This is a genomic window from Streptomyces sp. NPDC005496 (genome assembly GCF_042872045.1).
GTDB lineage: Bacteria > Actinomycetota > Actinomycetes > Streptomycetales > Streptomycetaceae > Streptomyces.
The window spans coordinates 116,004-131,364 of record NZ_JBIAJQ010000004.1 but is presented as its reverse complement, the minus strand read 5'-3'; the positions used below and the strand labels follow the sequence as shown (position 1 = coordinate 131,364).

Below are 15,361 nucleotides of genomic sequence, written 5' to 3'. Positions count from 1 at the left end.
CGGCGCTCACGTCCCGGAGGCCTCTTCCGGCTCCCGCACCAGATGCACCGCCGTGCTGGACCAGTCACCCGGCGGCAGGTCAGGACGCAGGCCGTACCCGGTGAGCACGGCGGCGTGGTGGACGGTGCCCGTACGGGTGTCGCGGTAGCGGGCCGACGGTGTCAGGCCGCGCAGCCGGACCGGCAGTTCCGGGGTGCCGTGCCGGGCCGTGCGCCGCCAGCCGAGCAGCAGCACCTCCGAGCCGTCCCCGGCGGTGTACTGCACCACCGAGGGGAGGTCCGGTGAGGGCGCCGAGAGGCGGTCCAGCCTGCCGTGCTGCACGAGATGCCGCACCCTCTTGTACTCGGCCACCAGGTCGGCCGCCTCGCGCAGTTCCTCCTCGGACCAGCGGGTGAGGTCGCCGCCGATCCCCAGCGCCCCGGCCATCGCCACGTGGAAGCGGAAACGCAGGGGCACCGTGCGGCCCGTGAGCTGGTTCGGCACGTCGGTCACCCAGGCGCCCATGGTGCGCGCCGGGTAGACCTGCCCGTAGCCGTGCTGGATCCACATCCGGTCGGCGGCGTCGGTGTTGTCGGACGCCCACGCCTGGTCCGTACGCGCGAGGATGCCCAGGTCGACGCGGCCGCCGCCGCCGCTGCACGACTCGATCCGCAGGCCCGGGTGGTCGGCCCGCAGGCGGTCGATGACGTCGTAGAGGTTGCGCACGTACTCGTGCCACAGGCGGTCGGAGCCGTCCTGCCGCCCGGGCCAGCCGGCCTCGCTGAAGGCCCGGTTCATGTCCCACTTGAGGAAGTCGATGCCGTGGTCGCCGACCAGGCGGGTCAGCCAGTCGTGGGCCCAGTCCGCGACGTCGCGGCGCGCGAAGTTGAGCACGAGCTGATTGCGCAGCTCGGAGCGCGCGCGCTCGGGGAAGTGCAGGACCCATTCCGGGTGGCGGCGGTACAGGTCGCTGTCCGGGTTGACCATCTCGGGTTCCACCCAGAGGCCGAACTTCATGCCGAGCCCGTGCACCGCCCGGACCAGCGGGGTGAGCCCGTCGGGGAAGCGGTCGGGTGAGGGCGTCCAGTCGCCGAGTCCGGCACGGTCGCTGCGGCGGGCCCCGAACCAGCCGTCGTCGACGACGTACAGCTCGACGCCGAGCGCCGCCGCCCTTTCGGCGAGGGCCAGTTGGCCGGCTTCGTCGACGTCGAAGCCCGTCGCCTCCCACGAGTTGTAGAGGACCGGAGCGAGCTCGTCGGGGTGCGGCAGGACATGGGCGAGGATGTACGCGTGCCAGGCCCGGCCGGCCGCGCCGAAGCCGCCGTCGGTGCAGACCGCCGCGAACACGGGAGCGGTGAACTCCTCGCCGGGGGCCAGCGGCACGCTGACGCCGTCGTGGGCGACACCGCCGGTGAACGCGGCCCGCCCGTCCGGGGTGCGCTGGGCGGTGATGCGCCAGCTCCCGCTCCAGGCGAGGGCCGCGCTCCACACCCGCCCGTGCTCCTCGGTCGCCTCGCCCGCGTCGAGCATCACCCACGGGTTCGCGTGGTGGCTGGTGATGCCGCGGCGGCTGGTCAGCACCGTCTCGCCGTAGGGGAGCGGGTCGCGGCGCACCTGGCTCTCGGCGGACCACTGGCCGGTGACGTGACTGAGGCGGTAGTCCGCGAGCGCGGGCAGGGTCCACGCGGCGGAGTCGGCGCGCAGCAGCGTGACGGGTTCCGTGCCGTCGTTGCGCACGACGGTCCAGCGTTCGATGACGTCCGTGTCCTGGTGCACGCGGTAGTGCAGGTCGACGTGCAGTGGGTGGCGGCGGTCGCGGAACGACAGCACCAGTTCGCCGTCGTCGTGGCGGTGGCCGGTCGGCAGCCACTCGAAGGCGCGGGATCCGTCGGCGAAGCGGACCTGGAGCGAGGGCGGCCCGTACCGGGTGCCGCCGTCGACGGGGAGTTCCTCGCCGACGCCGGGTGTCCCCTCGAAGCTGTTGCCCGCCGGGTCGCGGGGCGCCACGAGGTCCCCCGCCTCCGCGAGGGTCAGGCGCGGGCCCCAGGCGAGATGGCAGGGCGCCCCGGCCTCGTCGACTCTCAGCGCGTACGACGTCCGCGGCGTGGACAGCAGCCAGACCCCGGTGTCCGGGGCGAAGGAGATCATCGACAGGGTTCCTCACGTTCCGTGGCGCGACGAGACACGCGAAAGCCAACCGCGACCTTCGATCATGTGTCAACACCCTGCCGCGAGTTTCCATTTGTAGGTCACAGGCGCCGCAGAGGCGGCACTCACGATAATCCTGTTTCTTTCATTGACAGCAGAAAATAAGGGCCCTAGGTTCCGGCCATGCGCTCGACCACTCGGACCGAGGCGTTCCCGGCCCACACGCCGGCCGCCTCACAGATCTTCACCACCGTGCTGTCCCACGGTCCGCTCACCCGTTCCGACATCGCCGCCCGGACCCGCCTGTCGGCCGCCGCGGTCACCAAGGCGGTCCGGCCCCTGATCGAGGCCGGGTACCTCCGCGAGGACGTCGGCGAGGACGCACGGCAGGTGTCGCTCGGCCGCCCCGCCAACCCGGTGCGGGTCGACGGGGGGAGGGCGCTGTTCATCGGCGTCAAGATGACCGGCGACGAACTCATCGCCGTGCTCACGGACCTGTGCTGCCGGATCAGGGTCGCCCGGCACGTGCCGCTCACCTCGCACGACCCGCAGGCCGTACTCGCCTCGACCGCGGCGCTGGTACAGGAGCTCCTGACCGAGGCGGACGGCTTCGGGGTCCGGGTGCAGGGGCTCGGCATCGCGGTGTCCGGAGACGTGGACCGCGCCGACGGGGTGGTGCGCTACTCGCCGTTCCTGGAGTGGCGCGACGTCCCGCTCGCCGAACTGGCGGGCATGGCGACCGGGTTGCCGGTCACCGTCGACAACGACGTCCGGGCCCTGACCGTCGCCGAGCAGTGGTTCGGCGCCGGGGTGGGCCTGTCGGACTTCGCCCTGGTGACCGTCGGCGCGGGCATCGGCTGCGGTCTCGTGGTGCACGGCCGGGTCGTCTCGGGGGCCCACGGGGTCGCCGGGGAGATCGGGCACGTCGCCATCGACCCGGCCGGCCCGCTCTGCCACTGCGGCAACCGCGGCTGTGTCGAGGCCATCGCCTCGGACTCCGCGATCGTCGTCGGGGTCAGGGAGGCGACCGGCGTGCACGTGGCCGACGCCGCCGAGGCCCTGGACCTCGCCCACGCCGGCGACCCGGGAGCCCGGGAGGTGTACGCCCGGGCCGGCGAGGCCATCGGCCGGGGCATCGCCACGGTCGCCAACCTGCTGGGCCCCGAACGCGTGATCATCTCCGGCGAGGGCCTGGCCGCCTACGACCTCTTCGCCGAGCAGATCCGCGACGCCTTCGCCGGCGCCGCCTTCGGCTCGGCCGCGCGGTGCGACGTACAGACGCGGCCCCTGCCCTTCGAGGAGTGGGCGCGCGGCGCCGCCGCCACCGCGATCCAGTCCTTCACCACCTCGCACACGAACTGAACAGACCCATGGCCGGCCGTAGTCGGGCCGCGCCCGGCGGTGCGGACACGTACCGCGGACAGACACGTCCTGACATGCACGAGGAGTAGCGATGACGCAGCAGAGCCGCATACCCCTGGCTGCGCGTGGACCCGGCCGGCGCAACGTCGTCGGCGGGCTGTTCGGGATCGGTGCCGCCGCCCTGGCGGCACCCGTCCTGACCGCGTGCGGCGGGGGAGCGGCGGCCGACCCGAAGTCGGTCACCTTCGGATCCAACGGCGCCGACGCCACCCCCAAGTCGGCCTACGCCGCACTGACCAAGGCCTTCGCCAAGGACAGCGGCCTCAAGGTGAAGACCAACACCGTCGACCACGACACGTTCCAGAAGGGCATCTCCACCTATCTGCAGGGCACCCCGGACGACGTCTTCACGTGGTTCGCCGGGTACCGCATGCAGTACTTCGCCAAGAAGAGGCTCTGCAGCCCGCTCGACGACGTGTGGGACACCATCGGCGCCGGCTTCAGCGACGCCACCAAGCAGCTCTGCCGCGGCGAGGACGGCAAGTACTACTTCGTCCCGCTCTACAACTACCCGTGGGCCGTCTTCTACCGGAAGAGCCTCTTCGAGGAGCGCGGCTACGAAATCCCGCGCAAGTGGGGCGAGTTCGTGGCCCTGGCCAAGCGCATGAAGAAGGACGGCCTCTCGCCGATCGCCTCCGGGTACGGCGGCGGCGACAGCTGGAGCGTCCTCGGCGCCTTCGACTACCTCAACCTGCGCACCAACGGCTACGACTTCCACATGTCCCTCATGCGGGGCGAGGTCGCCTGGACCGACAAGCGCACCCTCGCCACACTCGACCACTGGCGCGAGCTCGCCCCCTATCACCAGCAGGGCGCCGGCGGCCGCTCCTGGCAGGACGCCGCCCAGTCGCTGCTCGACAAGAAATCCGGCATGGCCGTCATCGGTCTCTTCCTCGGCCAGCAGATCACCGACGAGAAGATCCGCGGCGACATCGACTTCTTCCCCTTCCCGGAGATCGACGCCGCCCACGGACAGGACGCCGTCGAGGCCCCCACCGACGGCTTCATGCTCAGCCGCAGGCCCAAGAACGAGGACGGCGCCAAGAAGTTCCTGAAGTTCCTCGGCCAAGCCCGCGCCGAGGAGCTCTACATGGACGTCGACCCGAGCAACCTCGCCGTCAACGAGCAGGCCGGCACCGGCTCGTACAACGCGCTGCAGAAGAAGTCCGCCGAACTCATCGCCTCCGCCAAGCACATCACCCAGTTCGCGGACCGCGACAGCGACCCCGGCTTCATCTCCACCGTCGTCCTGCCCGGACTCACCCAGTGGCTCGGCCACCCCGACGACGGCTCGGGCATGCTCAAGAAGATCGAGTCCCAGCGCTCACGCTTCTTCACCGCCTGACCGGGACCGGAAAGGCCGCACCCACCGTGTCCTCCACCCCCAGCACAACGCCCGCTCCCCGCAAGGCCCGCGCGCGCCGCCTCGGTCCCGGCGACCGCGTCTTCCTGACCGTCGTCATCGGCATCCCCCTCGCGGCCCTCCTCTTCTTCGTGTGGCTGCCCGCGCTGGCCTCCCTGGCGCTGTCCTTCACCACCTGGGACGGCATCGACCTGGCCGACATCCACTGGACCGGCCTCGGCAACTACCGCGAGATCTTCACCAACTACCCGCCGTTCTGGCCTGCCGTGCGCCACAACGTGGTCTGGCTGCTCTTCACGGCCCTGCTGCCGACCCCGTTCGGCATCTTCCTCGCCTACCAACTCGACCGGAAGATCCGCTTCACCCGCGTCTACCAGACCGCGATCTTCCTGCCCATGGTGCTCTCGCTGGCCGTCGTCGGCTTCATCTGGGAGATCATCTACAACCCCGACACCGGACTGCTCGACGGCCTCCTGAGCGCCATGGGAGCCGGCCACCACGTCGACTGGCTCGGCGACCCCGACCTGAACCTCTGGGCCGTCCTCGTCGCCTCCGGCTGGCGGCACACCGGCTACATCATGATCCTCTACCTCGCCGGACTGAAGGGCTTCGACCCGGCGCTCAAGGAGGCCGCCGCGCTCGACGGCGCCAACGGACGCCAGACCTTCCTGCGCGTGGTGTTCCCGGCCCTGAAGCCGGTCAACATCATCATCCTGGTCGTCACGGTCATGGAGTCCCTGCGGGCCTTCGACATCGTCTACGTCCTCGGCGGCGGCGTCGGCAGCAAACCCGGCCTGGAACTGCTGTCCCTGCTCATCACCGACAACATCATCGGCGAGTCCAGTCACATCGGGTACGGCTCAGCCCTCGCCGTCGTGCTGCTCCTGGTCTCCCTTGCCGCCATCGGGACGTTCCTCGTCCAGACCATCCGCAAGGAGGACCAGTGACCACCACCGTGCCGCGCCCGGCCTCCCCGCCGCGCACCCGGCCGCAGGCGGCCGGCGCCCCGTCCGGGCCGCGGCGGCAGACCGGCCGCCACCTGATGCTGACCGCCGTCGCCGTCCTGTGGCTCGTCCCGCTGCTGTGGGCCGTGCTCACCTCGCTGCGGCCGTACTCGGACACCGCCCGGCACGGCTACCTGTCCTGGCCGCACAGCCTGGGACTCGGCAACTTCGCGGACGCCTGGAACCAGTCCGGGATGCCGCACTTCTTCCTCAACTCCGTTCTCATCACCGTCCCTTCCGTCCTCGGCACCCTGCTGTTCGCGGCCGCCGTCGCCTTTTTCGTCTCCCGTTTCGACTTCCGCTGGAACATCGCCCTGCTGATGCTGTTCACCGCGGGAAACCTGCTGCCGGCGCAGGTCCTCATCACCCCCCTGTACCGGATGTACCTGCTCGTCCCGCTGCCGCAGTGGATGAGTGACTCGCTCCTGCTCTACAACTCGGCCTGGGGCATCATCGCCATCCACATCGCCTACCAGTGCGGCTTCTGCACCTTCGTGCTCAGCAACTACATGAAGACGATCCCGAAGGAGATCTCCGAGGCCGCGCTCGTGGACGGCGCCCCCGTCTGGCGGCAGTTCTTCCAGATCGTCCTGCCGCTGTGCCGGCCGGCGTTCGCGGCCCTCGCGACGCTCGAGTCGATCTGGATCTACAACGACTTCTTCTGGCCCCTCGCCCTCATCGAGACCGGCGACAAACGCCCCGTCACCTCCGCCCTGGCCAACCTCCAGGGCGCGTACTTCACCAATCCCAACCTCATCGCGGCCGGCGCACTGATGACCGCGATCCCCACGCTGCTGGTGTACTTCGCGCTCCAGCGCCAGTTCATCAGCGGACTCACCATCGGCTCGGGCAAGGGATGAGCCGCCCGACCGCAGGGGCCTGAGCCGCCCCACCGCCCCCGCCGCCCCCGTCCCAGGAGGTCCGACCCATGCGGTCATCCTCGTACCCCGTCCTGCCCGGAACCGCCCGCCGCTCCCTGAGAGGGCTGGTCGTCCTGGCCCTCACCGCGGGCTTCGCCACCGCCTTCCCCGCCGCCCACGCGGACACCCCGAGCGACCCCGCCGGCACCACCGCCGTCGCCGCCAAGCCCTTCATGGGCTGGTCGAGCTGGAGCATGCAGTCGTCCAAGTACCCGGGCCTCAACCCGGACGGCCACTACAGCTACCTCACCGAGGCGAACGTCCTCAAGCAGACGGACGCCCTCGCCGCCAAGCTGAAGAAGTACGGCTACGACCACGTCAACATCGACGCCGGCTGGTGGATGGACAAGAACTGGAAGACCGGCTTCGACCGGTACGGCCGTCAGACACCCGACCCCGTCCGCTTCCCCCGCGGCATGAAGGCGGTCGCCGACCACATCCACGCCAAGGGACTCAAGGCCGGCATCTACCTCCCCGTCGGCCTGGAGAAGGGTGCCTACGGCGGCGGCGAGGTGCCGATCTGGAACGCCCCCGGCTGCACCACCGGCGACATCGTCTACCCGGACCTGCGCACCACCAACGGCTGGGACAACGCCTACAAGATCGACTTCGGCGACGCCTGTGCGCAGAAGTACATCGACTCGCAGGCACAGCAGTTCGCCGACTGGGGCTACGACTTCCTCAAGCTGGACGGCGTCGGCCCCGGCTCCTTCAAGTCGGGTGACAACTACGACAACGTCGCCGACGTCGCCGCCTGGCAGCAGGCCATCGCGACCGCCGGCCGCCCGATCCACCTCGAACTCTCCTGGTCCCTCGACATCGGCCACGCCGCCGACTGGAAGAAGTACTCCAACGGCTGGCGCATCGACACCGACGTCGAGTGCTACTGCAACACCCTGGTCACCTGGGAGAACTCGGTCGACGACCGCTGGGACGACGCGCCCGCCTGGAGCCGCAAGGCGGGCCCCGGCGGCTGGAACGACCTCGACGCCGTCGACGTCGGCAACGGCGAGATGGACGGCCTCACCAAGGCCGAGCGGCAGAGCTACATGACGCTGTGGGCCATCAGCAAGTCGCCCCTGTTCACCGGTGACGACCTCACCAGGCTCGACGGCTACGGCGTCTCCCTGCTCACCAACCAGGAGGTCATCGCGGTCGACCAGAACGACTCGCCCGTGGCACGCCCGGTCACCACGGTCGGCGACCAGCAGGTCTGGGGCACCGAGAACCCCGACGGCAGCCACACCGTCGCCCTGTTCAACGTCGGGGACTCGCCCGCCTCCGTCACCGCGCAGTGGGCCTCCTTCGGATTCACCGGCAACGCCGCCGTGCGCGACCTGTGGAACAAGGCGGATCTCGGCACCCACAAGAACAGGATCACCGCGGCCCTGCCCGCGCACGGCTCACGGCTCTTCACCGTCAGGCCCGCCGGGAGCACCCTGGCCACCACGAGCTACGAGGCGGAGTCCGCCGCCAACACCCTCTCGGGCAACGCCTCCCCGGCCGGCTGCGACGCCTGCTCCGGCGGCAAGAAGGTCGGCAACCTCTACGGCGGCGGCAAGCTGCGCTTCAACGACGTCACGGTGAAGAAGGACGGCATCTACACCGTCCGCGTCTCCTACGTCAGCGGAGACCCCCGCTCGGTGACCGTCCTGTCCAACAGCGGCAACGGCAGCAGCCAGAAGTTCCCCTCCACGGGCGACTGGAGCACCGCCGAGACCGTCAGCGTGCAGCTGGCGCTGAAGGCCGGGACCAACACGATCACCTTCGACAGCGGCGACGGATACGCGCCGGACATCGACCGGATCGTCGTCCCGCAGTCCGTCTGACCCGCTTCCCAAGGGGCCCGGCGACCTGACCCGCCGGGCCCCGCGGGACCCCGTACGCCCCACCCGACGGCCCCCGCCGTCGTCCCCGCACGAGCCGCTCCCCGGATTTGGAGTGCACACCGTGGACATCCAGCCCACCGCCCCGCACGACGACAGACCCAGCAGACGAGGCTTCCTCGCGCTCGCGGCCGCGGCGGGCACGGCCGCCGCCCTCGGCGGCCTGCCCGCCTTCACCGCGTCGGCGGCGCCCGCCCGCCCCACCCGGTCACCCCTGCTGTCCGCGGCCGACGCCGCCCGGAACACGCTGTGGTGGCAGGCCCCCGGCTCCGCCACGTCGATGATCGAACAGGGCCTGCCGGTCGGCAACGGACGCCTCGGGGCGCTCGTGAGCAACGACCCGGCCCGCGAACTCATGATGATCACCGACGCCACCCTGTGGACCGGCGGCCTCAACGACAAACTGCAGAGCGACGGCCAGTTCCCCTACGGCCGCGACGACTTCGGTTCCCTGACGCTGCTCGCCGAGCTCACGCTCACGCTCACCGGCCACGACCTCGGCCGCGTCGACAACTACCGCCGCACCCTCGACATGGCCCAGGGCCTGGTCACCACCACCTACGACATCGACGGCGTGACCTACCGGCGGCAGATCTTCGCCAGCCGCCCCGACGACGTCATCGTCCTGCACCTGTCCCAGCAGGGCGGCGGCAGCCACACCGGCACCGTCTCCCTGGCCGGCACCCACGGCGAGTCCACCACCGCCGACGGCGCGGGACGGTACGCCTCGTTCGGCGCCGCCTTCGCCAACGGACTGGCCTACGGCGCCGCCGTCACCGCGCGCAGCGGCACCGGCCGGGTCCGCGTCGACGGGACCTCGATCGCCTTCAGCGGCTGCAAGGAGCTGACCGTCGTCGTCAGCGGCGGCACGAACTACGCGCCGGACGCCGCCGCGAAGTACCGCGACCCGTCCGTGGACCCGCGAGGCCTGGCGAGGACGAAGGTCCTGGCCGCGGCACGGCACACGGCGAGCACCCTGCTCGACACCCATGTCGCGGACTTCCGCCCGGTGTTCGCGCGCCTGGACATCGACCTCGGCCCGTCCTCCGCCGCACAGCGCGAACTCGACACCTGGGAGCGGGTGCGGGCACGCCACCGGGACGACGTGCCCGACCCCGAACTGGAGGCCGCCTACCTGCAGTTCGGACGCTACCTGATGATCTCCGGATCGCGGGGCAGCCTGCCCATGGGACTCCAGGGCCCGTGGCTGGACGGCAACGACCCGGACTGGATGGCCGACTACCACACCGACATCAACATCCAGATGAACTACTGGATGGCCGACCGCGCGGGCCTGCCGGACTGCTTCGACGCCTACACGGACTACTGCCTCGCGCAGCTGCCCGACTGGACGGACGTCACGCGGCGGCTGTTCAACGACCCCGCCAACCGCTACCGCAACTCCACCGGGAAGATCGCCGGCTGGACCGTGGCCATCTCCACCAACCCCTATGGCGGGGGCGGCTGGTGGTGGCACCCGGCCGGCAACGCGTGGCTGTGCCAGAGCCTGTTCGAGCACTACGAGTTCACCCAGGACCGGGCCCACCTGGAGAAGATCTACCCGCTGCTCAAGGGCGCCGTCGAGTTCTGGGAGGCCCGCCTCGTCACCACTACCGTCACCGACGCGTCGGGGGCCGAGCGCGAGGTGCTGATCGCCGACAGCGACTGGTCGCCCGAGCACGGCCCGCTCGACGCCAAGGGCATCACCTACGCCCAGGAACTCGTCTGGAACCTCTTCGGCAACTACCGCACCGCCGCCGGGACCCTCGGCAAGGACACCGCCTACCGCACGACCGTCGGCCGGCTCCGCGAGCGCCTGTACCTGCCCGTCGTCAGTCCCGAGACCGGCTGGCTGGAGGAGTGGATGTCGCCGGACAACCTGGGCGAGACCACGCACCGGCACCTCTCCCCCCTCGTCGGACTCTTCCCCGGCGACCGGATCCGCCCCGACGGCTCCACACCGAAGGACGTCGTCGACGGCGCGACCGCCCTCCTCACCGCGCGCGGGATGAACAGCTTCGGCTGGGCCAACGCCTGGCGCGGACTGTGCTGGGCGCGGCTGAAGAACGCCGAGAAGGCCTACCGGCTCGTCGTCAACAACCTGAAACCGTCGACGGACGGCGGCAACGGCACCGCGTTCAACCTCTTCGACATCTACGAGGTCGAGAAGGGACGCGGCATCTTCCAGATCGACGCGAACTTCGGTACGCCCGCCGCCGTCGTCGAGATGCTGGTCTACTCGCGGCCCGGTCACGTCGAGCTGCTGCCCGCGCTGCCCGCCGCCTGGGCGGCGTCAGGTTCGGTGTCCGGCGTCGGCGTTCGCGGCGGTTTCGTCGCAGACCTCGCCTGGCGGGACGGCAAGGTCACCCGGGCCACGCTGAGGAGCGTCGGCGGCCGGGAGACGACCGTCGTAGCGGGCGGTGTCTCGCGGCGGGTCCGCCTCGCACCCGGTGAGTCCGTCACCCTGCGGAACCTCGGATGAGCGCCGCTCGCGGCCGTCGCCGCTCGGCGGGCGCCGTCTGCGCACTGCTGCTGGCGGTCCTCGTCACCCTTGCCACCCCGTCGTCCGCACAGGCACGGACCCCGCCGGCCCCCGCGAAGGGCACGCACTCCGTGGTCACGTGGGGCGCCTCCGCCGACCGGCAGGGCGCCGGCCCCGCCGACCGCAGCTACCGGCTGATCGTGCGCACCAGCGTCGGCGGCACGAACCTGCGCATCCGGCTGTCCAACGCCTTCGGCGAGCACCCGGTGACCTTCGCGAGCGCGTACGCCGGGCTCCAGAAGCAGGGCGCGGAGCTGGTCCGCGGCTCCAACCGCGCACTGAGCTTCGGCGGGGCCGCGTCGGTCACCGTCCCGGCCGGGCAGACCGTGCTCAGCGACCCGCTGCCGGGGCGGCTGGCGGCCCGCAGCAGTCTGGTCGTCAGCCTGTACGTCACGGGCGCGGAAGGCCCGACGACCGGTCACGGCATGGCGATGCAGACCAACTACGCCACCGCGGGCGACCACGCCGCGGAGGAGGGCGCCGCCAACTGGACCGACCCGATGGGCTCCTGGTACTGGCTCGACGCCGTCGCCGTGGAGACCTCGACGGCGACCGGCTCGGTGGTGGCCCTCGGCGACTCCATCACCGACGGCTGGGCCTCCAGCACCGACGAGAACCGGCGCTGGCCGGACTACCTCGCCCGGCGGCTCCAGGCGGCGTCCTCCTCGACCGTGAAGGGGGTGGCCAACGAGGGCATCTCCGGCAACAAGGTCCTTGCGGACGGCGCCGGGGAGTCCGCGCTGAAGCGACTGGGGCGTGACGTGCTCTCCCAGCCCGGTGTGAGGACGGTGTTCCTGTTCGAGGGCATCAACGACATCAAGGCCCACTCCGGGGTCACGGTGGACGACATGATCGCCGGCTACCGGGAGATCGCCGACCGGGCGCACGCGGCCGGCAAGTGCGTCGTCGGCGCGACGGTCATGCCGTTCAAGGGCTGGTACGAGTACGACGCCGCCGCCGAGGCCGTCCGCCAGGGCGTCAACGACTGGATCAGGAACAGCGGCGAGCTCGACGCCGTGACGGACTTCGACCGGATCACCCGCAGCCCCTACGACCCCGAGCTGCTCCTGCCGTTCTTCGACGGCGGCGACCACCTGCACCCCAACGACAAGGGTATGCAGGCCATGGCCGACGCCGTCGACCTCGCGAGCCTGGAGTGCGACCGCGCCGCGGGCTGAGCGTCCGGCCGCCGGTGTCCGCGCGAGCGGACACCGGCGCGATCGCCTACGCTCCGGACGCATGACCGTGCTCGGAGTCGACATCGGGACCTCCAGCAGCAAGGGCGTGCTGGTCGACGAGGACGGGACCGTGCGCGCCACCGCCGTACGCCCGCACAGGGTCGACCGACCCCGTCCCGGGCACGTCGAGATGGACGCCCGCGTCTGGTGGGAGGAGTTCGTCTCCCTCGCCGGCGAGCTGGCCGGGCAGGGCGCGCCGGTCACCGCCGTGGGCGTCAGCGGCATGGGCCCGTGCGTCGCCCTGGCCGACGAGGCGGACGAGCCGCTGCGCCCGGCGATCCTCTACGGGATCGACACCCGCGCCACGGACCAGATCGCCCGCCTGGAAGCCGAGTTGGGCCGTGACGCCGTCCTGCGGCGCTGCGGCTCGCTGCTCTCCACGCAGGCCGTCGGACCCAAGATCGCCTGGGTAGCCGACCACGAGCCGCGGGTGGCGGAGCGGGCCCGGCGGCTGTACATGCCGAGCTCCTACCTCGTCCGCCGGCTCACCGGCGCGTACGTGCTGGACCACCACTCCGCGAGCCAGTCCGTGCCGCTCTACGACTCGGTGGCCCAGGACTGGTACCGGCCCTGGGCCCGGCGGATCGCCCCGGACCTCGAACTGCCGCCGCTGCGCTGGCCCGGCGAGACCGCCGGACACCTCACCGGGGAGGGGGCCGCCGCCACCGGACTGCCCGCCGGCATCCCCGTCGTCACCGGGACCGTCGACGCCTGGTCCGAGGCGCTGAGCGTGGGCGCCCAGCGCACCGGGGACCTGATGCTCATGTACGGCAGCACCATGTTCCTGATCAACACGGTCGCCGAACGGCTCCTGGTGCCCGAGCTGTGGAGCACGGTCGGCGCGCTGCCGGGCACGCGGAGTCTCGCGGGCGGCATGGCCACCTCGGGCATGATCACCGACTGGCTGCGGCAGCTGTTCGGCGACCCCGCGCACGCCGAACTGCTCGCCCGGGCCGAGAGTTCCGGTCCCGGCGCGCGGGGTCTGCTGATGCTGCCGTACTTCGCGGGGGAGCGGACGCCGGTCGCCGATCCGGACGCGCGCGGGGTGATCGCCGGGCTGACCGTGGAGCACACACGCGGCGACCTGTACCGGGCCGCGCTGGAGGCGACCGCGCTGGGGGTGCGGCACAACGTCGGGGCGATGCGCGCGGCCGGCGCGGACATCCGCCGGGTCGTCGCCGTCGGCGGAGGCACGCGCGGCGGATTGTGGACCCGGATCGTCTCCGACGTCACCGGTCTGGCGCAGGAGGTCCGCGCGGTCACCGTGGGGGCGAGTTACGGAGCCGCGTTCCTGGCGGCGGGAGCCGTGGGGGACCCGGACATCGACGCCTGGAACCCCGTCCGCGCGCGCGTGGAACCGGACCCGGGTCTGCGGACGGCCTACGACGAGCTGTACGAGCTCTACCTGGACCTGTACCCGGCGACCCGCGACATCGGCCACGCCCTCGCCCGGCGCCGACGCGCCGCGTCCGGTCCGCCGGAGCCCCGCGACTGACCGCGTCCGCCGGGGCGCGGACCTCGTGCCCGCCTCCACGGACGGCCCCCGGAAGCGTTCAAGATCTGAAGCCGGACGGCTCCTCACGGCCGGGCGGGAACGATTCCGGTGTGAAGTATTGACGGCTACATGACACTCCGGTTGACTCGCGGCCCAGCGCTGGAACCGGTACCGGTACCGGTTCCGTGGGCGCAGTCGTCCGCCGGTGCGTCAGGAGGCAGCCGTGCGCGTCACCATCGCCGATGTGGCCCAGGCGGCCGGAGTGAGCAAGACGACCGTGTCGCGGGTGCTCAACACCCGCGGCGAGGTCGACGCGTCGACCGCGGCGAAGGTCCGCCACGTCATCGACCGCATGGGTTACGTGCCGAGTTCGGGCGCCGTCGGCCTCGCCCGCGGCAACAGCAGGACCGTCGGCATGCTGGTTCCCTCGCTGACCTGGCCCTGGATGGGCGAGGTCCTCCAGGGCGTGGTCGACACCGTCGAGGCGGCCGACTTCGGCCTGCTGCTGTTCACCTGCAACCGGGGCGCCGAGTCCGTCGCCCGCTTCACCCACCAGGTGTCGGCCCGCGCCTTCGACGGGCTGCTCGTCGTGGAGCCTGAGAACACCCTCGGCATGCTGACGGCCCTGCACCGGGACGGACTCCCCGTCGTCCTCGTCGACGACCGCGGCCACCACCCGGAGTTCCCCTCCGTGACGGCCGCCAACGCCGAGGGCGGGGCCGCGGCGGCACGGCACCTGCTGGCCGACGGCCGGCGCCGGCCGCTGGTGCTCACCGGCCCGCTGCGCTTCGGCTGCGTCCGCGACCGGCTGGCGGGATTCCGGGCCGCCTACGCCGACCACGGCATCGACGTCGGCCAGGTGACCGAGGGCGACTTCACCGAGGCCGACGGCCGGGCCCGGGTGGGCGCGCTGCTCGCCGCGGGGCGCCGCTTCGACGCGGTCTTCGCGCACAACGACCTGGCGGCGATCGGCGTCCTGGGCGCCCTGCGCGACGCCGGACTCCGGGTGCCGGAGGACGTCGCGGTGATCGGCTTCGACGACATCCCGGTGGCCCGGCACACCGAACCCTCCCTCACCACGGTCCGGCAGCCGATGCGCGAGATGGGGGAGACGGCGGCGCGCCTGCTCCTCGCCCGGCTGGCGGGGCACCCGTCCCCGTCCTCTCCCGTCGTCCTGCCCACCCGGGTCACCGTCCGGGGCTCCGCTCCGGCCCGCTAGCCGCCACCCCCACGCTCCCCTCCGCCGAGCGCCCCGGCAGACCCAGGACGCCCGGCACCCGTACCCGGTCCGGCCTCCACGGCGTGCACCGGCATCCCCGCACCATCCAGCACCTCGGCACACCCGCACCGCACATGACCGGCAC

General features: G+C 71.7%; 10 protein-coding genes. 9 read left to right on the top strand and 1 reads right to left on the bottom strand.

The window, feature by feature from the left end; translation table 11 throughout:
* Positions 1-6: 6 nt before the first annotated feature.
* Complete coding sequence (locus ACFYQQ_RS13065; protein ID WP_388904496.1) at positions 7-2,127, bottom strand: alpha-galactosidase; 2,121 nt, start codon at positions 2,125-2,127, stop codon at positions 7-9.
* Between the two features lie 183 nt (positions 2,128-2,310).
* On the opposite strand from ACFYQQ_RS13065, the gene ACFYQQ_RS13060 reads away from it, so the two are divergent.
* From ACFYQQ_RS13060 to ACFYQQ_RS13020, 9 genes are all read left to right on the top strand, one after another.
* Positions 2,311-3,489, top strand: coding sequence for an ROK family transcriptional regulator (locus ACFYQQ_RS13060; RefSeq protein ID WP_356164118.1), 1,179 nt, complete (start codon positions 2,311-2,313; stop codon positions 3,487-3,489).
* Between the two features lie 91 nt (positions 3,490-3,580).
* The gene (locus ACFYQQ_RS13055) at positions 3,581-4,894 is read left to right on the top strand and encodes an ABC transporter substrate-binding protein (protein ID WP_356164116.1); all 1,314 of its coding nucleotides are present in this window, start codon (positions 3,581-3,583) and stop codon (positions 4,892-4,894) included.
* Between the two features lie 26 nt (positions 4,895-4,920).
* Positions 4,921-5,859, top strand: a complete 939-nt coding sequence (locus ACFYQQ_RS13050) for a sugar ABC transporter permease (protein WP_355795148.1) — start codon at positions 4,921-4,923, stop codon at positions 5,857-5,859.
* Positions 5,856-6,776 (top strand): carbohydrate ABC transporter permease, encoded by a 921-nt coding sequence (locus tag ACFYQQ_RS13045; RefSeq protein WP_356164114.1) that lies wholly within the window; start codon positions 5,856-5,858, stop codon positions 6,774-6,776. Before ACFYQQ_RS13050 ends, ACFYQQ_RS13045 begins: the two co-directional genes overlap by 4 nt.
* 68 nt (positions 6,777-6,844) lie before the next feature.
* Positions 6,845-8,665, top strand: a complete 1,821-nt coding sequence (locus ACFYQQ_RS13040) for a carbohydrate-binding protein (protein WP_355793913.1) — start codon at positions 6,845-6,847, stop codon at positions 8,663-8,665.
* 121 nt (positions 8,666-8,786) lie between these two features.
* Positions 8,787-11,204, top strand: a complete 2,418-nt coding sequence (locus tag ACFYQQ_RS13035) for a glycoside hydrolase N-terminal domain-containing protein (protein ID WP_356164110.1) — start codon at positions 8,787-8,789, stop codon at positions 11,202-11,204.
* Positions 11,201-12,442, top strand: a complete 1,242-nt coding sequence (locus ACFYQQ_RS13030; RefSeq protein WP_388904492.1) for an SGNH/GDSL hydrolase family protein — start codon at positions 11,201-11,203, stop codon at positions 12,440-12,442. Before ACFYQQ_RS13035 ends, ACFYQQ_RS13030 begins: the two co-directional genes overlap by 4 nt.
* 61 nt (positions 12,443-12,503) lie before the next feature.
* A complete protein-coding gene (locus ACFYQQ_RS13025; protein ID WP_356164106.1) occupies positions 12,504-13,997 on the top strand; it encodes an FGGY-family carbohydrate kinase in 1,494 nt (497 codons plus the stop codon).
* Between the two features lie 223 nt (positions 13,998-14,220).
* Positions 14,221-15,216: a LacI family DNA-binding transcriptional regulator gene (locus tag ACFYQQ_RS13020; protein ID WP_355789889.1), complete on the top strand. Its 996-nt coding sequence runs from the start codon at positions 14,221-14,223 to the stop codon at positions 15,214-15,216.
* Positions 15,217-15,361: the final 145 nt, after the last annotated feature.

What these genes read in the sequence shown, in the direction of transcription:
- ACFYQQ_RS13065 (WP_388904496.1), bottom strand. Translation starts at nt 2,127, where the DNA reads ATGATCTCCTTCGCCCCGGACACCGGGGTCTGGCTGCTGTCCACGCCG.
- ACFYQQ_RS13060 (WP_356164118.1), top strand. Translation starts at nt 2,311, where the DNA reads ATGCGCTCGACCACTCGGACCGAGGCGTTCCCGGCCCACACGCCGGCC.
- ACFYQQ_RS13055 (WP_356164116.1), top strand. Translation starts at nt 3,581, where the DNA reads ATGACGCAGCAGAGCCGCATACCCCTGGCTGCGCGTGGACCCGGCCGG.
- ACFYQQ_RS13040 (WP_355793913.1), top strand. Translation starts at nt 6,845, where the DNA reads ATGCGGTCATCCTCGTACCCCGTCCTGCCCGGAACCGCCCGCCGCTCC.
- ACFYQQ_RS13030 (WP_388904492.1), top strand. Translation starts at nt 11,201, where the DNA reads ATGAGCGCCGCTCGCGGCCGTCGCCGCTCGGCGGGCGCCGTCTGCGCA.
- ACFYQQ_RS13025 (WP_356164106.1), top strand. Translation starts at nt 12,504, where the DNA reads ATGACCGTGCTCGGAGTCGACATCGGGACCTCCAGCAGCAAGGGCGTG.